Annotated in this window: 20 protein-coding genes; 15 read left to right on the forward strand and 5 right to left on the reverse strand. The window is 68.9% G+C overall.

Annotation, left to right across the window (positions count from 1 at the left end):
• Positions 1-56 precede the first annotated feature (56 nt).
• The 8 genes from recG (at position 57) to mutM (ending at position 7701) form a co-directional block, all read left to right on the forward strand.
• Complete coding sequence (gene recG, locus WQO_RS25930) at positions 57-2270, forward strand: ATP-dependent DNA helicase RecG (RefSeq protein ID WP_010061994.1); 2214 nt, start codon at positions 57-59, stop codon at positions 2268-2270.
• A gap of 222 nt (positions 2271-2492) precedes the next feature.
• The gene (gene rsmD / locus WQO_RS25935; RefSeq protein WP_010061993.1) at positions 2493-3077 is read left to right on the forward strand and encodes a 16S rRNA (guanine(966)-N(2))-methyltransferase RsmD; all 585 of its coding nucleotides are present in this window, start codon (positions 2493-2495) and stop codon (positions 3075-3077) included.
• A gap of 26 nt (positions 3078-3103) precedes the next feature.
• Positions 3104-3583 (forward strand): pantetheine-phosphate adenylyltransferase, encoded by a 480-nt coding sequence (gene coaD / locus WQO_RS25940; protein WP_007448181.1) that lies wholly within the window; start codon positions 3104-3106, stop codon positions 3581-3583.
• 116 nt (positions 3584-3699) lie between these two features.
• Positions 3700-4830 (forward strand): ATP synthase F0 subunit B, encoded by a 1131-nt coding sequence (locus tag WQO_RS25945; RefSeq protein ID WP_010061992.1) that lies wholly within the window; start codon positions 3700-3702, stop codon positions 4828-4830.
• A gap of 257 nt (positions 4831-5087) precedes the next feature.
• Positions 5088-5663, forward strand: coding sequence for a YceD family protein (locus WQO_RS25950; protein ID WP_010061990.1), 576 nt, complete (start codon positions 5088-5090; stop codon positions 5661-5663).
• A gap of 2 nt (positions 5664-5665) precedes the next feature.
• Positions 5666-5839, forward strand: coding sequence for a 50S ribosomal protein L32 (gene rpmF / locus WQO_RS25955; protein ID WP_003965982.1), 174 nt, complete (start codon positions 5666-5668; stop codon positions 5837-5839).
• A 19-nt stretch (positions 5840-5858) separates the two neighbouring features.
• On the forward strand, positions 5859-6683 hold the full coding sequence (gene rnc, locus WQO_RS25960; RefSeq protein WP_003965979.1) for a ribonuclease III: 825 nt from the start codon (positions 5859-5861) through the stop codon (positions 6681-6683).
• 157 nt (positions 6684-6840) lie between these two features.
• Positions 6841-7701, forward strand: a complete 861-nt coding sequence (gene mutM / locus WQO_RS25965; protein ID WP_010061989.1) for a bifunctional DNA-formamidopyrimidine glycosylase/DNA-(apurinic or apyrimidinic site) lyase — start codon at positions 6841-6843, stop codon at positions 7699-7701.
• On the opposite strand, the gene WQO_RS25970 is transcribed toward mutM, so the two are convergent.
• The 4 genes from WQO_RS25970 to WQO_RS25985 all read right to left on the reverse strand — a co-directional run bounded on the left by WQO_RS25970 (position 7674) and on the right by WQO_RS25985 (position 11114).
• A complete protein-coding gene (locus tag WQO_RS25970; protein WP_010061988.1) occupies positions 7674-8090 on the reverse strand; it encodes a winged helix-turn-helix transcriptional regulator in 417 nt (138 codons plus the stop codon). The genes mutM and WQO_RS25970 overlap by 28 nt on opposite strands.
• 362 nt (positions 8091-8452) lie before the next feature.
• Positions 8453-9232, reverse strand: a complete 780-nt coding sequence (locus WQO_RS25975; protein WP_148660129.1) for a DUF6414 family protein — start codon at positions 9230-9232, stop codon at positions 8453-8455.
• 573 nt (positions 9233-9805) lie between these two features.
• Entirely contained in the window at positions 9806-10315 is a 510-nt protein-coding gene (locus WQO_RS25980; protein ID WP_029182423.1) for a GNAT family N-acetyltransferase, read from the reverse strand.
• A gap of 25 nt (positions 10316-10340) precedes the next feature.
• Positions 10341-11114: a GntR family transcriptional regulator gene (locus WQO_RS25985; RefSeq protein ID WP_010061983.1), complete on the reverse strand. Its 774-nt coding sequence runs from the start codon at positions 11112-11114 to the stop codon at positions 10341-10343.
• Between the two features lie 158 nt (positions 11115-11272).
• Between WQO_RS25985 and WQO_RS36025 the strand changes: the two genes are divergently transcribed.
• From WQO_RS36025 to WQO_RS26005, 5 genes are read left to right on the forward strand one after another with little or no spacing between them, the layout of a single operon-like run.
• Positions 11273-11605 (forward strand): hypothetical protein, encoded by a 333-nt coding sequence (locus WQO_RS36025; protein ID WP_148660130.1) that lies wholly within the window; start codon positions 11273-11275, stop codon positions 11603-11605.
• A complete protein-coding gene (locus tag WQO_RS25990) occupies positions 11602-11814 on the forward strand; it encodes a hypothetical protein (RefSeq protein WP_010061982.1) in 213 nt (70 codons plus the stop codon). The genes WQO_RS36025 and WQO_RS25990 overlap by 4 nt, the downstream gene beginning before the upstream one ends.
• On the forward strand, positions 11811-13253 hold the full coding sequence (gene repSA / locus WQO_RS25995; protein WP_010061981.1) for a replication initiator protein RepSA: 1443 nt from the start codon (positions 11811-11813) through the stop codon (positions 13251-13253). The genes WQO_RS25990 and repSA overlap by 4 nt, the downstream gene beginning before the upstream one ends.
• Positions 13250-13447 carry a helix-turn-helix transcriptional regulator gene (locus tag WQO_RS26000; RefSeq protein WP_007457675.1) on the forward strand — a complete coding sequence of 66 codons (198 nt, stop codon included), beginning with the start codon at positions 13250-13252 and terminating at the stop codon, positions 13445-13447. Before repSA ends, WQO_RS26000 begins: the two co-directional genes overlap by 4 nt.
• The gene (locus WQO_RS26005; protein ID WP_010061980.1) at positions 13447-14682 is read left to right on the forward strand and encodes a tyrosine-type recombinase/integrase; all 1236 of its coding nucleotides are present in this window, start codon (positions 13447-13449) and stop codon (positions 14680-14682) included. The genes WQO_RS26000 and WQO_RS26005 overlap by 1 nt, the downstream gene beginning before the upstream one ends.
• A 20-nt stretch (positions 14683-14702) precedes the next feature.
• Here WQO_RS26005 and WQO_RS26010 read toward each other — a convergent pair whose 3' ends face one another.
• Complete coding sequence (locus tag WQO_RS26010) at positions 14703-15653, reverse strand: CAP domain-containing protein (RefSeq protein WP_029182422.1); 951 nt, start codon at positions 15651-15653, stop codon at positions 14703-14705.
• Between the two features lie 237 nt (positions 15654-15890).
• On the opposite strand from WQO_RS26010, the gene WQO_RS26015 reads away from it, so the two are divergent.
• Complete coding sequence (locus WQO_RS26015; RefSeq protein WP_010061977.1) at positions 15891-16172, forward strand: acylphosphatase; 282 nt, start codon at positions 15891-15893, stop codon at positions 16170-16172.
• A gap of 438 nt (positions 16173-16610) precedes the next feature.
• Positions 16611-16823 (forward strand): hypothetical protein, encoded by a 213-nt coding sequence (locus WQO_RS26020; protein ID WP_006127885.1) that lies wholly within the window; start codon positions 16611-16613, stop codon positions 16821-16823.
• The last annotated feature ends 120 nt before the right edge of the window (positions 16824-16943 follow it).

Raw genomic sequence — 16943 nt, forward strand, 5'->3', positions numbered from 1 at the left:
GTGGTACCGACGGGCCGTGCGTGCCCGGCGGACAGCTGTCAGTGCCGTGGTGTGCAATGGATCGCGTGTCCTCGTTCGATGAACCTCTCAAGAAGCTGCTCGGCGGAGCCACCGCGAAGGTGATGGCCGAACACCTCGACCTGCACACGGTCGGTGATCTGCTGCACCACTACCCGCGGCGGTACGAGGAGCGCGGCAAGCTGACCGCGCTGGCCGACCTCCCGCTGGACGAGCACGTCACGGTCGTCGCCCAGGTCGCCGACGCCCGGATCCTGATGTTCAACAACGGCCGGGGCAAACGCCTGGAGGTCACCCTCACCGACGGCAGCGGCCGCCTCCAGCTGGTCTTCTTCGGCCACGGCGTCCACAAGCCGCACAAGGAACTGCTGCCGGGCCGCCAGGCGATGTTCGCGGGCAAGGTCTCCGTCTTCAACCGCAAGATGCAGCTGGCCCACCCCACGTACCAACTGCTCGACGCCTCCGACGCCGACGAGGCCACCGAGGCCGTGGACGCCTTCGCGGGACGGCTGCTGCCGATCTACCCCGCGTGCAAGCAGCTCGACTCCTGGCGGATCGCCAAGGCCGTGGACGCCGTGCTGCCCAGTGCCCAGGACGCGGTGGACCCGCTGCCCGCCGCCCTGCGCGAGGGACGCGGCTTCACCCCGCTGCCCGAGGCCCTGCTCAAGGTGCACCGCCCGCAGACCAAGGCGGACATCGAGGACGCCAAGGCCCGCCTCAAATGGGACGAGGCGTTCGTCCTCCAGGTCGCCCTGGCCCGCCGCCGGTACGCGGACACCCAGCTGCCCGCCGCCGCCCGCCGCCCCGTCGCGGACGGCCTGCTGGACGCGTTCGACGCCAAGCTGCCCTTCACCCTCACCGAGGGCCAGGAGAAGGTCAGCAAGGAGATCTTCGACGACCTGGCCACCGAGCACCCGATGCACCGCCTTCTCCAGGGCGAGGTGGGCTCGGGCAAGACCATGGTGGCCCTGCGCGCCATGCTCACCGTGGTCGACGCGGGCGGCCAGGCCGCGATGCTCGCCCCCACCGAGGTCCTCGCCCAGCAGCACCACCGCTCGATCACCGAGATGATGGGGGAGCTGGCCGAGGGCGGCATGCTGGGCGGATCGGACCATGGCACCAAGGTTGTGCTGCTCACCGGTTCGATGGGCACGGCCGCCCGCCGTCAGGCCCTGCTCGACCTGGTCACCGGCGAGGCCGGGATCGTCATCGGCACCCACGCCCTCATCGAGGACAAGGTCCAGTTCCACGACCTGGGCCTGGTCGTCGTGGACGAGCAGCACCGCTTCGGCGTGGAGCAGCGCGACGCCCTCCGCTCCAAGGGGAAGCAGCCGCCCCACCTCCTCGTCATGACCGCCACCCCCATTCCGCGTACGGTCGCGATGACGGTCTTCGGCGACCTGGAGACCTCCGTCCTGGACCAGCTCCCGGCCGGCCGCTCCCCGATCGCCAGCCATGTCGTCCCCGCCAAGGACAAGCCCCACTTCCTCGCCCGCGCCTGGGAACGCGTCCGCGAGGAGGTCGAGAACGGCCACCAGGCGTACGTGGTCTGCCCCCGCATCGGCGACGACGCGGAGGAGGCCGAGGGGAAAAAGGGCAAGGCGAAGAAGAAGACCGCCGAGGAGGATCCGGAGAAGCGCCCGCCGCTCGCCGTCCTGGAGATCGCCGACGAGCTGCGCAGGGGCGCGCTGGCCGGGCTGACCGTCGAGGTGCTGCACGGCCGCATGCACCCCGACGAGAAGGACGACGTCATGCGCCGGTTCGCCGCCGGGGACGTCGACGTCCTGGTCGCCACCACCGTCATCGAGGTCGGCGTCAACGTCCCCAACGCCACCGCCATGGTCATCATGGACGCCGACCGCTTCGGCGTCTCCCAGCTCCACCAGCTCCGCGGCCGCGTCGGCCGTGGCTCCGCCCCCGGGCTCTGCCTGCTGGTCAGCGAGGCCCACGAAGCGAGCCCCGCCCGCGCCCGCCTCTCCGCCGTCGCCGCCACCCTCGACGGCTTCGAGCTCTCCCGGATCGACCTGGAGCAGCGCCGCGAGGGCGACGTGCTGGGCCAGGCCCAGTCCGGGGTGCGCTCCTCGCTGCGGATGCTCACCGTCATCGACGACGAGGAGGTCATCGCCGCCGCCCGCGAGGAAGCCGTCGCGATCGTCGCCGCCGACCCGGAGCTGGAGCACCTGCCGGAGCTGCGCACGGTGCTGGCCGCCCTCCTGGACAAGGACCGCGAGGAGTATCTCGACAAGGGGTGAGCCGCCGGGGCCGTCCTGCCGGTGCACGAGCCGCGGGGCCGTCCTGCCGGTGCACGAGCCGCGGGGCCGTCCTGCCGGTGCACGAGCCGCGGGGCCGACCTGCCGGTGCACGAGCCCCGGGGCCGTCCTGCCGGTGCGGGCCGTACGCCATATCGTGGACGCACGGCCCGCGCCCGTACGCGTGCGCCGATGGACGCCCCCGACCCCGAGGACCCGACACCCATGACCCGCGTGATCGCCGGCTCGGCCGGCGGACGCCGCCTGGCCGTCCCGCCCGGCACCGGCACCCGCCCCACCTCCGACCGTGCGCGCGAGGGCCTCTTCTCCACCTGGCAGGCGCTCCTCGGCACCCTGGAGGGGACCCGGGTCGCTGATCTGTACGCCGGATCCGGCGCCGTCGGCCTCGAAGCGCTCTCCCGCGGCGCGGTCCACGCCCTGCTCGTGGAGGCCGACCCGAAGGCCGTCCGCACCGTCCGCGACAACGTCCGCACCCTCGGCCTCCCGGGCGCCGACGTCCGTACCGGCAAAGCCGAACAGATCGTGACAGGACCGGCGCCCGCCGACCCGTACGACATCGTCTTCCTCGATCCGCCGTACGCCGTCACCGACGACGATCTTCGCGAGATCCTGCTCACACTCCGTGCTCAGGGGTGGCTCGCCGGCGATGCGCTCGTCACCGTGGAACGCAGCACCCGGGGCGGAGAATTCGGCTGGCCCGCCGGATTCGAGCCACTGCGGTCCCGTCGCTACGGCGAGGGAACGCTTTGGTACGGTCGCGCCGCCGCTACGTGCGAAGACGCACGATGACCGGACCGGAGAGCGAGGGAATCACAGTGCGCCGCGCCGTCTGTCCGGGGTCGTTCGACCCCATCACCAACGGACATCTCGACATCATCGGACGAGCCTCGAAGCTGTACGACGTGGTGCACGTGGCGGTGATGATCAACCAGTCCAAGAAGGGGCTGTTCACCGTCGACGAGCGGATCGAGCTGATCCGCGAGGTCACCGCCGACTTCGGCAACGTCGAGGTGGAGTCCTTCCACGGCCTGCTGGTCGACTTCTGCAAGCAGCGGGAGATCCCGGCGATCGTGAAGGGCCTGCGGGCCGTCAGCGACTTCGACTACGAGCTGCAGATGGCCCAGATGAACAACGGCCTCTCCGGTGTCGAGACGCTCTTCGTGCCGACCAACCCGACGTACAGCTTCCTGTCGTCCTCGCTGGTCAAGGAGGTGGCGACCTGGGGCGGCGACGTCTCCCACCTGCTGCCGCCGACCGTCCACGAGGCGCTCGTGAAGCGGCTCGGCGAACGCTGAGGCGCTGACGGGCCGTCACCAGGTGTCGGGCGGCGGCCGACTGGCCTTACAGTCGTCCCGTCCGTCTCCAACGGAGCAGCAGCTTCAACAGAGCAGCAGAGAGTGGCGAGCACACGGTGGACGTGCAGAAGAAGCTCGACGAGATCGTCGAAGCGGTCGGGAGCGCCCGATCCATGCCCATGTCGGCCTCGTGCGTGGTCAACCGCGCCGAGCTGCTCGCCATGCTCGAAGAGGTGCGCCAGGCCCTGCCCGGCTCCCTCGCCCAGGCCCAGGAGCTGCTCGGCGGCCAGGAGCAGTTCGCCGAGCAGGCCCGCCAGGAGGCCGAGCGGATCATCGGGTCTGCCCACGCCCAGCGCGCCTCGCTGATCTCCGAGACCGAGATCGCCCGGCAGTCGCAGAGCGAGGCCGACCGGATCCTGTCCGAGGCCCGCCGCGAGGCCGAGGAGGTCCGGGCCGAGGCCGACGACTACGTCGACAGCAAGCTCGCCAACTTCGAGGTCGTCCTCACCAAGACCATCGGCTCCGTGGACCGGGGCCGCGAGAAGCTCCTCGGCCGCGGCCAGGGCCTGGACGAGCAGGGCTACGAGGACCCCGACTTCACCGAGGCCCCCGAGCGCAGCGCCGACCCGGAGACGCTGAAGCAGCGGGCCGACGCGTACGTGGACGCCAAGTTCGGCGCCTTCGAGGCTGTCCTCGCCAAGACCCTGGAGGCGGTCGGCCGCGGGCGGCAGAAGCTGCACGGCCGGGTCGCCACCGACGACCTCGGCGCGCACATCGCCGCCCAGGACGCCGCGGGCGGCCAAGGCCACACCAGCGACGCCGACTATCTGGCCGGTCTCGCCGAGCTGGCCACCCCCGAACCCCAGCAAGCACCGCAGCAGGCGCCCCAGCAGCCCGCCTACCCGGCGCAGCCTCCGGCCGAGCCGAGCTACGCGCCGGCGGCGTACGGCTACCAGGAGCAGCCCCTCCAGCAGGGCGTCCAGGACGCGTACGGCTACCAGCAGCCCGACCCGTACGCGGCGTACCAGCAGCAGGGCGGCTACGACCCCAACGGCTACCCGCCCCAGACCACCGGCCAGCCCGACTACGGCTGGCAGCAGCAGCCCCAGCAACACGGGCAGCAGCAAGGGCAGGGGCAGGGCCACGCGCCCGAGCAGCAGGGCGGCGGCGCGCTGGACGAGACCAGCCTCTTCGACACCAGCATGATCGACCTGGAGCAGCTGCGCCGGTACGAACAGGGTCGCTGACCCTCGGCGGGGTTGCCCCGATTGGGTGCTGAGCGGTCCGTCCAGTATCCTGAATCCTCGGTCGCACATAGGTCCGCGATCTCGGCTGCCCGTTTTCTTCCACGAACCGGACGGTTCGTCCCGGACCGGAGAGACGACCCCCTCCTTCGCAGTACGACACCCATGATTCGAAAGCAGGAAAAGCCCTGAACGGCCACCTCGACCACCGCAACCCTCTCGTGTTCGATACGCACGAGCTGGGCCGGCGTCCCGGTGCCATGAAGCGGCTGTCCCGCTCGGTGGAAGCACCCGGTTCACCGGTCCTGGGCATCGACGGCGTCATCGGCGTGCCGGAAGGCGCACCCGTGGAGCTGGACCTCCGCCTCGAATCGGTCATGGAAGGGGTGCTTGTCACAGGCACCGCCCGTGCGACCGCCGAGGGGGAGTGCGTAAGGTGTCTGGAGCCGCTGACCGTAGAGGTCGACGCGGACTTCCAGGAAATGTTCTCGTACCCTGACGCCGATGACCGGGGCCGCAGCAGTGCGGCGGAACCGGCCGACGACGCCGAGGACGACGAGGACAGGTTCTTTCTCGAGGACGGCTTGTTCGACCTCGAACCCATGCTGCGTGACGCGGTAGTGCTCGCACTGCCCATGCAGCCGGTGTGCTCGGAGGACTGCGCCGGTCTGTGTTCCGAATGCGGAATCAGGCTGGACGAGAATCCGGGCCACCACCACGACGCCGTCGACATCCGTTGGGCGGCACTGCAAGGACTCGCCGAGACCGTTCAGGACGGCGAGAAGGACAACATGGGCGGCGCCGAACCGGGCGTCGACGAGAAGCAGGAGAAGTAGCCGTGGCTGTTCCGAAGCGGAAGATGTCGCGCAGCAACACGCGCCACCGCCGGTCGCAGTGGAAGGCTGCGGTCCCCACCCTGGTTTCGTGCGAGCGTTGCCAGGAGCCCAAGCTCCAGCACATTGCGTGCCCGAGCTGCGGCACCTACAACAAGCGCCAGGTCCTCGAGGTCTGAGCGGCTGGTGAGAGGCCCGATGTCTGAGTTGTCCAGCGCCAAGAAGCAGGCAGACAACGTCAACACAGCCTCGTCCCACACGCTTCTGGAAGGGCGGCTCGGGTATCACCTCGAGTCCGCCCTTCTGGTGCGTGCGCTGACCCACCGTTCCTACGCATACGAGAACGGCGGCCTGCCCACCAACGAGCGGCTCGAATTCCTCGGGGATTCGGTGCTCGGTCTGGTGGTCACGGACACGCTGTACCGCACCCACCCCGACCTGCCCGAAGGCCAGCTGGCCAAGTTGCGGGCCGCGGTGGTCAACTCGCGTGCACTGGCGGAAGTGGGCCGCGGCCTCGAACTCGGCTCCTTCATCCGGCTCGGCCGCGGTGAAGAGGGCACGGGGGGCCGGGACAAGGCTTCCATCCTCGCCGACACACTGGAAGCAGTGATCGGCGCGGTCTATCTCGACCAGGGCCTCAGCGCGGCCTCGGAGCTGGTCCACCGGCTCTTCGACCCGCTGATCGACAGGTCCTCGAACCTCGGCGCCGGCCTGGACTGGAAGACCAGCCTCCAGGAACTCACCGCGAGCGAGAGCCTCGGAGTCCCCGAGTACCTCGTCACGGAGACCGGCCCGGATCACGAGAAGACCTTCACTGCTGCCGCTCGCGTCGGTGGTGTCTCGTACGGCACCGGCACCGGCCGTAGCAAGAAGGAAGCGGAGCAGCAGGCGGCCGAGTCCGCCTGGCGCGAGATCAGCGCCGCCGCAGAGGCACGGCAGGCCGCGGAGAAGTCCGCAGCTGACGGAGGGGCCGCCGACACCCCTGCCGACCCGTCGCCGAACACGGACGCCGCTCCGGCCTGAAGCTGTACGAGAACCCCTCGGTGCCCTGCGCACCGGGGGGTTCTCCCTGTCCAGGGGCGGCTCCCGGACCGCTGTGGTCACCGCGATCACCTGGGGCACCGCGTTTTCGCCCGCCCCGTCCCCCGTACTACCGTCGATGTGTCTGGAGTGGTGCACCGTGCCCGAGCTGCCCGAGGTCGAAGTCGTCCGCAGGGGACTTGAGCGCTGGGTCAGCGGCCGCACCGTCACCGAGGTCGAGGTCCTGCACCCGCGCTCGGTCCGCCGGCACCTCGCGGGCGGCGTCGACTTCGCCGCCCGGCTGCGCGGGGCCCGCTTCGGTCCGGCGCTGCGGCGCGGCAAGTACCTCTGGGTGCCGATCGAGGAGGCCTCCGCCTCGCTGCTGGGCCACCTCGGGATGAGCGGACAGCTGCTGGTGCAGCCCGCGGACGCGCCCGACGAGAAGCACCTGCGGATCCGGATGCGGTTCGACGACGCCCTCGGCACCGAACTGCGCTTCGTCGACCAGCGCACCTTCGGCGGGCTCTCGCTGCACGGCAACACCCCCGACGGACTGCCCGACACCATCGCGCACATCGCCCGGGACCCGCTCGACCCGCTCTTCGACGACGCCGCGTTCCACACCGCGCTGCGGCTGCGCCGCACCACCGTCAAGCGCGCCCTGCTCGACCAGTCGCTCATCAGCGGCGTCGGCAACATCTACGCCGACGAGGCGCTCTGGCGGGCCAAGCTGCACTACGACCGGCCGACCGCGACCCTGACCCGCCCCAAGTCCGCCGAGCTGCTCGGCCACGCCCGCGACGTCATGAACGCGGCCCTCGCCCAGGGCGGCACCAGCTTCGACAGCCTGTACGTCAACGTGAACGGCGAGTCCGGCTACTTCGACCGGTCGCTCGACGCGTACGGCCGGGAGGGCGAGCCCTGCAACCGGTGCTCGACCCCGATGCGCCGCCGCGCCTGGATGAACCGCTCCAGCTACTACTGCCCCCGCTGTCAGCGGCCGCCGCGCGCCTCGTCGTAACGCGCCCGGGAGGCCAGGACCTCGTCCATCCGCCCCTCGACGCAGTGGATGAGACCGAGGAGCTGCTCCGCGACCTCGCGGCCGAACGGGGTGAGCTCGTAGTCCACCCGGGGCGGGTTCACCGGCTGGGCCTCCCGCAGGACGAGCCCGTCCCGCTCCAGGGCGTGCAGGGTCTGGGAGAGCATCTTCTCGCTGACCCCGTCGACCCGGCGGCGCAGCTCGTTGAACCGGAGGCTCTCCTCGTACAGCGCGCCGATCGTCAGACCGCCCCAGCGCCCGGTGACGTGCTCCAGCGTCGAGCGCGAGGGGCACGCGCGCGAGAAGACGTCGAACGCGAGGCTGTCGAAGCTGTCCGTACGCGTGCTGCCCGTATCCGTATCGCTGGCCATACCAAAAGCTTACTCCCGTACAGCGCTCACCCCGAGGGAGCGCTGTACGGGAGCAAAAAGACCGGGCTGGTCGGTCAGAAGCCGAAGAAGTGACCCGGCGGGTTCTTGGCCTGCGGTCGAGTAATCGATCGACGCTGTGACCTGCTGCTGAACGGTTAGCGGTTGTCAGCGTTGGTCATCATTGAGCGCCCTTCCACGGCCCCGAGACGGCCCCGGGAGGGCGCTCCGTCGTTGATGCGACTGGCACTCGATGCGAACTATCTGGAAGTCGGAGACGGTCACTCACTCGGCCAGTGGGCCACTCCTGGTCGCTGAACACCCCCGCATTCACAGAGTTGCTACGAGGTGGTTGGCACCCTGAATCAGAAAATTGCCAAGGGGGTGACAATTCCGAGGGGCCCTTCGATGAACATCGAGGGATCTGCATCTGAGGCTTGGGCCATTCTCCGACGCTCCGCCCGGGGCAGCAGATTCATTCCCGGAAGATTGAACAAGAGGTGGCGTTCCCTCGCAGGAATCTTTTTCTGGAGAATGCCCACGACGGTGGCCTCGTTCTCAAGCTCTTCGTACCCAACTCGCAGGGCAGACTTTTTAAGAGCTGACACGATCTTCGGAGCCCCGTCATCGACATCCCCGATGGCTACGACTCGCTGTTCTGACGACCGTGACAGTGCCGCGAACCCTTCGAAGGCTGCCCGCTGCCCCTCATCCATCGCTTGCCCGAAAAGTCCAGCCATCTGGCTAAGGGCTTCCATCTCTTCGGGAGACGTCATGAATCGCGAAGCGGTGGGGACCTCGAGTTCACACTGAACTGCCACAACTTCCCCTGAGTGAAGCCCTCGCCAGACCTCGGCGTCAGCAGCAAAGATCTCTACCATCTGTGACGAATCTTCGAGCCACTGATAGAGGCGATTGAATTGACTCTCGGGAGTTTGCTTCAGAACCTGAGCGATTTCCTCGCTGGACACCTTCCCCTTCTCCGCTTTGGCTGCCGCAGGTCCGAGTTTCAGATCGCCGCCGAGTTTTCCGTCCTTGCTGTTTGTTCGGGTGATTGTTTGCTCTTCGATTATTCCTGAATCGGCTTGAGCGAGGGACTCCCGAACCAGCTGTTCGTCGAGATATAGAAAACGCCTGAGAATCACGCCTGATCTGCTCCCTGCCGAGGTGCTACCTGGTTGCATGAGGAGACTCTTAGCTAGTGCCGACAGTTGCAGGATCTGTCCAAGATCTTTGTTCGACTAGCCCAGATTGCTGCCTCCTTGATCGTTGCAACAACAGTCACCCCCTCTGGCTCCCATCCCGTCCGCCTTCGACCCACACACCGTGGAGCGGTCGTGGTTCAGGGCGTCAAGGTGGAGCGCGCCACTGTACGAACGACCTTGACGCCCTGGGCCGCGACTGCTCGGCTCTGCCTGGGTCGAAGGTGGTCGGGATGGGAGCCCCACGACGCTTACCCCGCTCCGGCCGGCACTCGCGAACGGTGCCCCGTCCATCCCGGAGTCTGAGCGCCCCCGCCGGAGGCATCGTCTTGAAGCCGCGGCTTGGTTCTCGTCTCATGCCCCACGGGCCTACACAGCGGGCGCGCGTCGGCGGCGGCAGCGCCGAGCGGGCCGAAGGCAGGAGCGCGGGCGCAGCCAGAGCCGGGAAGCGCGCCCGGCGGAGCGGAGCGCAGCCGGGTGCCTTGATGAGGTAGAGAAACCTGTAACGTCCCGGAGCTAGCTGGCGGGCCAGACGTAGCACTTGGCGGGGATCTGCTGACCGTCTCCGAATTGGTGCGTGGCTCCGCCGATGAACTGCCAGCCCAAGCGTTCGTAGAGGCGGATGGCTGCCTCGTCCTTCTCCATCACGTCGAGCACAAGGCGTAGGCCGTTCTCCTCGGCGTAGTCCATGGCTGCGCGCATGAGGCTTTCGCCCACTGCGTGCTTCCGCGCAGATCGCACCACGAACAGCCGGGCCAGTACACCGATACGGGACTCAGCCTCTCCGCTCTGCTGCTGCCAGAGGGCGACGGCCTTCTCCCCCTCCGCCTTCATGATCGCGATATGCCCCACCACGCCGTCCCGGTGAGCCACCCACGCCTTCACGACTCCCGGCGGCGTAATCCATGCCTCGGGGTCATCCACTCCTTCAACCGGATATCCGTCTGTCGAGTGGACTTCGATCAGGGCTGCCGCCGCTCCGGGAACGTCGGCATCTTCGATTGGGCGAATGGCGGTGTCAGCCACGTGAGTCCTCCAGCGGAGCAGGGGGCTAGGAAACGGGCAGCTCGTAGAGGAGCCCGGTTTGATCGGCGCGGTGCACGTACCGGGACACCTCGAAAGGCTCCGAGTTCTGATCCAGACTCGTGTGCAGCACTTCGAGTACGGGCACCCCTGGCAAGAGGTCGAGCACCCGGGCCTCTTCGGGCGAAGGCATTCGAGCGCTGATCTCGTCGCGCACCCGCGTCATCACGTGGCCCAGTTCCTCCAGGCGGCCATAGATCCCGTTGGGCCCTGACTTCGCCTGCATGAGGAGAGTGCCCTCCGCCTCCTCCCAGCGCAGATAGGTGGAGACGATCTGGACCGGCTCATCGTCTGCGAAGTAGTGGTTCTCGCGGTGCACGACGCTTTCGCTGTCGGCGGGGACCTGGAGCCGCTCCGCCACGTCGGAAGGCGGTACCTCGCGGGTGATGCTCAGGACATCGATGCGCGGGACTTTGCCCTGCTTCTTGGCTTCCAAGCGGAAGGGGGTAAGTCCGGTCTCCCGGTTCGCGATTGAGTACCGGTCGCTGCCGAAGCGGAAGAGGCGCTGGGGTTCGCGTACGAATACGCCCCGCCCCTGCTTTGCGGTCACGAGCCCCTGCTCGGCCAGGAGGCGGATGGCTTCTCGCGCGGTGTTGCGCGCCGCTCCGTACTGCTCGGCCAAGGCCCGCTCGGACGGGAGCTTCTGGCCGGCCTCCAGCTCGCCCCGCTCGATCGAGGCGCGGAGTGCGTCAGCGATTCGTCGGCTGGCTGGCTGCTGGGGGGAGCGGTCGGATGCGGTCATGAGCCGAGCATACCAACTGGCTTAAGCCAGCGTCTTGACCCGTGCAGCCCTTCATGCTCAACTGGCTTAAGCCAGTAAGTGGCTCAAGCCAGTTGGGGACGGTGTTCCTACCGCCAAGCAGACACACCGTCCCCCTGTCCCATCAGGGAGCTTCCATCATGACTGCTTCTGCTGTGGTTGTGCGTCGTTCGGTGCTGGGTCGGGCCTGCCCGGCGTGCGAGGAGACGCGGTGTGTCGATCCGGCTGAGTGCCTGTACTTCCTGACTTCCCGCCCGTGGGCGGATTGCTCGGAGTGCGCCGGGTCGGGCTGGGCCGGTGAGGACGACTGCCTGTCGATGTTCTGCTGGGCCTGCAACGGTTCCGGCCTGGTCGAGCACACCGCCCGCTCCATCGTGCACGCGACCGTCAGCGCCCGTCCCCACGCCCGCCTCATCGCCCACATCGAGCGCCTGACCGCCGAGGTTTCCGGCTCCGTGGCGGTGGCCGCGTGAGCTTCCCGGACGACGCCCTCCACGCGGCCGAGTGGGCGGACGAGAGGCGTGCTGAGCAGATCGGCATGTACCTCGACGCTCACGACGTCCGCCCCTACACCCACTTCTTCGCCGTGGTCGATGACGCCCACTACGCCGAGGAAGACGCCAAGGTGTGCGGCCTCTACCCGCCGATCGGGCACGGCTACCCGAAGGAGGACGACCAGTGACCTCCTTCCCTGTAGAGCCCTCGGCCGTGGCCGGTACCGCCGCCATCGTGGGTACCGACCCGCTGACGCTGGCTGACCTCTTACGGGTCGCCAACGCCCCCGGCTTCGACCGGTGGCAGGAGCAGGTCCGCCGTACCGGTGGCTGCTCGGACCCGATCCACCTGGAAGGCATGACCACCACCCGGGACGCGAAGTCCGGGCAGGTGCTCTACTCCTACAGCACTCAGGGCGAGCCCGGCGGACGCCTCCGGGTCGCGTGCGGGAACCGGCGGGCCTCCCGCTGTCCCTCCTGCGCCTGGACCTACGCTGGGGACACCTTCCATCTCATCCGCGCCGGGCTGACGGGTGACGTGGCCAAGGGGACGCCGGTCACGGTGCGCACGCACCCCAAGGTCTTCGCGACGCTCACCGCCCCGAGCTTCGGCCCGGTCCACAACCGGCCCACCAAGGGTGTCTGCCGGTGCGGCACCGACCACCCCGAAGACTCCCCGATCCTCGGCACCGCCCTGAACCCGGCCACCTATGACTATGCCGGGGCGGTGCTGTGGAACAACCACGCCGGGGATCTCTGGCGACGGTTCACCATCTACCTCCGCCGGGAGGTCGCCGCCCGCGCCGGCCTTTCCCAGAAAGCCGCCTCTGAGGTCTGCCGGGTGTCCTTCGGGAAGGTCGCGGAGTTCCAGAAGCGCGGCGCGGTCCACTTCCACGCCATCGTCCGCCTCGACGGCCCTGACGGACCCGAGACCCCGCCCCCGGGCTGGGCCTCCGTCGCCCTGCTCACGGACGCGATCCAGGCGGCTGCCGCCCGCGCCACGGTCCCGCTCCCGCCCTCCGGCGACCACCCCGCCCGAACACTGACGTGGGGCACGCAGGTGGACGTCCGCCCGATCGGCGCGGGCAGTGCGAATGAGGATCTGTCGGAGGAGGCGGTGGCCGCGTACGTGGCGAAGTACGCCACCAAAGCCGCCGAGACCACCGGCACCGTCGACCGCCGTATCGGAGAGCTGGGCGAGCTGGACAAGCTCACCGACCTGCCCGACCACGCCCGGCGTCTCATCGAAGCGTGCTTCGTCCTGGACGACGCCTACCCGGACCGGATGCTGTGGCGGTGGGCCCACATGCTCGGCTTCCGCGGACACTTCTCCACCAAGTCCCGCGCCTACTCCACCACCCTCGGCGCACTGCGCCAGGTCCGCGCCGACTACCGCGCCCGCCAGGAACGCCGCGAACGCGGCCTCCCCGACCCCGACGACGCCCCGGAGGGCTCCACACTCACCCTCGCCCACTGGACGTACGCCGGACACGGGCACACCCCCGGTGAGTCCTGGCTCGCCGCCACCATCGCCCGCGACATCCAGACCGGCCGCACCACCGCCCGCGAAGCACGCGCCGAACTCGAAGACCTGGACCACCTCGACGCGGCGGAGGCGTGGGCATGAGGCGACCGCTGCCCGACCGCTACCTGACCCCGCTCGACCTGGCCGACCTCCTGGGCGTGCCCGTCGAGACCGTCTACCAGTGGCGCCGCAAGGACACCGGGCCCCGCGGCTTCCGCGTCGGCCGACACCTCCGCTACGACCCCGAAGACGTCCGCGCCTGGGTCGCCACCCTCATGGACAAGGAAGCCGCCTGATGGCCGGACACATCCAAGACCGCTGGTACAAGACCGAACCCGGACCGACCGGCAAGGCCGTACGGGTCAAGACGGACCGCCACGGCATCGGCCTGCGCTACCGCGCCCGCTACATCGGCCCCGACGGCACCGAGAAGTCCAAGAGCTTCCCCGACAAGCAGAAACGCAAGGCTGAGACCTGGCTGTCCAACGTCGAAGCCGACATGTCTCGTGGCGACTACATCGCGCCCGAGGCAGGCAAGGTCACCTTCGAGCAGTACGCGACGCGGTGGATGAAGACGCAGATGACGGACCCGGCGACCCGCGAAGCCGTCGAGATGCGGCTGAGGCTCCACGCTCTCCCGCACATCGGTAAGCGGCCCATCGGGTCGTTCAACCCGACGCACCTTCGCCTCTGGATGCGGGGCCTGGAGGACGCGGGTCTGTCCGCCGCTTACCGGCGCGGGATCTTCGCTCACGTATCGACGGTTTTCACGGCCGCAGTCGAGGACCGACTCATCCGGGCGAATCCGTGCTCGGCGCGATCGGTCAAGGCTCCCCGTCTCGATCCCCGAAAGATCAAGCCTTGGTCTGCCGAGCGCGTCAAGGCGGTTCGGGAAGCGCTGCCGGAGAAGTACCGCGCGATGGTGGACCCCGCTTCCGGATGCGGTCTACGTCAGGGGGAGGTGTTTGGGCTCGCGGTTGAGGACGTGGACTTCCTCGGTGGCGTCCTCCACGTGGTCCGGCAAGTCAAGTTGCTCCGTGGGCGGCCCGTCTTCGCTCCGCCCAAGGGAGGGAAGGAGAGGGACGTTCCTCTGCCCGAGTCCATCGCCTCCGGGTTGGCCGGCCACCTGACGCGGATGCCTGCCGCCGAGGTGACGTTGCCGTGGAAGACGTTGGACGGCCCGCTCGTCACTGCGGCGCTGATCTTCCGGAGCCCTGAGGGGCACGCACTGAACCGCAACAAGTTCAACGATCGGCAGTGGCGGCCCGCCCTTCGTGCTGCTGGTGTGGCTGAGGGGCGGGACAACGGGGTGCATGCGCTGCGGCACTTCTACGCGTCGGTGCTCCTGGACGCGGGGGAGAGCATCAAGGCTCTGAGCGAGTACCTGGGGCATCACGACCCCGGTTTCACGCTGCGGACCTACACCCACCTGATGCCGTCGAGCGAGACTCGCACGCGCGCTGCTGTCGACGCAGTCTGGGCCGCCCCGGTTACCGATGACGGCCCGGAGACGGCCCAGAAGGGGCTATAGGTCGTTGACCTGCGGGATTCTCAAAAGCCGAAGTTCTGGACCCACCACGGGCCGCCGGAGCCCTCGTGGACACCGATGCCGATGGTCTTGTAGTCGCAGTTGAGAATGTTCGCCCGGTGGCCTTCGCTGTTCATCCAGCCCTCCATCACGGCCTGGGCGTCGGCCTGGCCGCGGGCGATGTTCTCCGCCGCCAGCCCCTGGACGCCCGCCTGCGCGGCGCGGTCCCAGGGGGTGTCGCCGTCCGGGTCCGTGTGGTCGAAGAAGCCGCGGGCCGCCATGTCCTCGCTGAAGTTCTGGGCGAGCGAGGTCAGCGGGGCGCTGGTGGAGAGCGGGGAGCAGCCGACCTTCGCGCGCTCCTGGTTCACCAGGGCCAGCACCGCGCTGCGTGCGGAGGCGTCGGTCGGGGAAGGGCTCGGCTTCTTGCTGGGCGGCGGGGCGGCGGAGGTCTTCGGCGGCGCCGGGGCCTTGCTCGCCGGGGCGGAGCTCTTCTCCGGGGCCGTGGTGGGGGCCTTGGACTTCTTCGACGGGGTGGCGGCCGGCTTCTTCGACGTGGAGGGCGCGGCCGACTTCGACGGGGCCTTCGAGGTCTTCGAAGGCGAGGGCGTCTTGGACGGCGTCTTCGACGGCGACGTGCTCGGCGCCTCCGGACGCTCGCTGCCCCGGCTCGCGGGGGAGGAGGACCGGTCGGCCGGCGCGGTGGAGCTGCCGCCCTGCGTCAGCAGGTCCGGAGCGCCGCCGGTGCGCACCTGGTCGGAGGCGGTGGGGGAGCCGGTGGTGTACGTGTCGTTGCCGGGCATCAGACCCGAGGCGACGGCCACCGCTCCGACGGCCACAGCCGCCGAGACGCCGAGAAGCCCGGTCCGGATCGGCACGGCGGACTTCTTCCGGCGCGTGCCCCGGCGCCGGGAAGCGGCCCCGGCCGCGGGTTCTTCAGCGGCGGGGCCTGCGGCGGATCGTCGGTGGCGTCCCATGCGCTGTGCCTTCCTGATACTCCGGACGCCGTCTGCGACGTCACGCGATTGCCCCGTTTGCTGAACGGCCTTGATGATCGAATGCGATCGACGCGGAGCGAATGTCGCTTGATCGACTTTCCGTCGATACTCGTCCGACACTCACCCGATCGAGTGAGGCTGTTGCGACGGGACTGTAGCCCATGGGTGAAAGGGGGCGGCGTGCTTCTTGAGCAATTGGCCGGTTAGCGTTCGGGCATGAACGAAGAAGCGCGCCTCGTCGTCTGGGTACGCGGCCGAGTACAGCAAGTAGGCTTCCGTTGGTTCACCAGGGCAAACGCTTTGGAGATCGGCGGGCTCATCGGGTTCGCCCTCAATCTCGACGACGGCAGGGTGCAGGTCGTCGCCGAAGGCCGACGTGAGAATTGCCACCGTCTGCTGGACTGGCTGCAGTCCGACGACACACCCGGGCGCGTGGACGGAGTCACTGAGATCTGGGACACCCCGCGCGGTGGATACGACGGATTCGCCATCCGCTGATCCCGCCCGGAGCGAGCGCTTCCGATCCGCTCCGTGAACGCGGCGCACCGAACGGTCACCGGAAGATCCGCTCGCCCCCCGCACCCGAAATGACCTGCGACGGGACCCGGCGGGGACCGATGGTTGCCAGAAGCGGAATGTCGTGCAAGGCTGCGGCATTGACGAAGATCCGCGCACCCCTCGGGGTCCCGCAGGAGAGTCGCGCCGCATGATCGTCCGGCCGCGCGCCCCCGGGACACCCGGGTACACAGGGTGTGATCGTGTTGACCGTCAAACTTTTTGGTGAGACGCTGAAAACCCCGCGCACCTTAGCTGTTCGGTAGAGCTGATTAGCAGCAGAACCGCAGTGGTGACAGAGCCCTGCCGAGCACCGCGGGTGCGATCCCCTGACGACCCACACCGCATCGGTCGGTCACTCATTGTGGAGGACCATCCATCATGGCAAAGGCGCTTCTCGGTTACGTCGGCGGTTCCGATCCGCGACTCCTCGCCGAGATGCGACGGCTCCAGCAGCGCGTCCAGGACCTGGAATCCGAGCTCACCCGGATCCAGGACGAGAACGACGCGCTCAACGCCGCCGCCCAGCACCAGGAGTCGCTGCTCGACAGCATCGACATCGACGTACCCCAGGGCGAGCCTGCACTGACCTGACCGTGACGGCCCCTTCGGGCCGGTCGGGCCGGGCACGCTCAGTAGCCTCGGAATTTCTCTGATCCGTCCTGCGTCAGGGATCGCCGTCCCCGAACACCGGGGTCCCCGCACCGTCGGGGA

The sequence above is a fragment of the Streptomyces globisporus C-1027 genome, from assembly GCF_000261345.2.
GTDB classification, from domain to species: Bacteria; Actinomycetota; Actinomycetes; order Streptomycetales; family Streptomycetaceae; genus Streptomyces; species Streptomyces pakalii.

Coding starts and splice junctions, on each gene's coding strand:
- recG (WP_010061994.1), top strand. CDS start 57: ATGGATCGCGTGTCCTCGTTCGATGAACCTCTCAAGAAGCTGCTCGGC.
- rsmD (WP_010061993.1), top strand. CDS start 2,493: ATGACCCGCGTGATCGCCGGCTCGGCCGGCGGACGCCGCCTGGCCGTC.
- WQO_RS25950 (WP_010061990.1), top strand. CDS start 5,088: ATGAAGCGGCTGTCCCGCTCGGTGGAAGCACCCGGTTCACCGGTCCTG.
- rnc (WP_003965979.1), top strand. CDS start 5,859: ATGTCTGAGTTGTCCAGCGCCAAGAAGCAGGCAGACAACGTCAACACA.
- WQO_RS25970 (WP_010061988.1), bottom strand. CDS start 8,090: ATGGCCAGCGATACGGATACGGGCAGCACGCGTACGGACAGCTTCGAC.
- WQO_RS25985 (WP_010061983.1), bottom strand. CDS start 11,114: ATGACCGCATCCGACCGCTCCCCCCAGCAGCCAGCCAGCCGACGAATC.
- WQO_RS36025 (WP_148660130.1), top strand. CDS start 11,273: ATGACTGCTTCTGCTGTGGTTGTGCGTCGTTCGGTGCTGGGTCGGGCC.
- WQO_RS26000 (WP_007457675.1), top strand. CDS start 13,250: ATGAGGCGACCGCTGCCCGACCGCTACCTGACCCCGCTCGACCTGGCC.
- WQO_RS26005 (WP_010061980.1), top strand. CDS start 13,447: ATGGCCGGACACATCCAAGACCGCTGGTACAAGACCGAACCCGGACCG.
- WQO_RS26010 (WP_029182422.1), bottom strand. CDS start 15,653: ATGGGACGCCACCGACGATCCGCCGCAGGCCCCGCCGCTGAAGAACCC.
- WQO_RS26015 (WP_010061977.1), top strand. CDS start 15,891: ATGAACGAAGAAGCGCGCCTCGTCGTCTGGGTACGCGGCCGAGTACAG.
- WQO_RS26020 (WP_006127885.1), top strand. CDS start 16,611: ATGGCAAAGGCGCTTCTCGGTTACGTCGGCGGTTCCGATCCGCGACTC.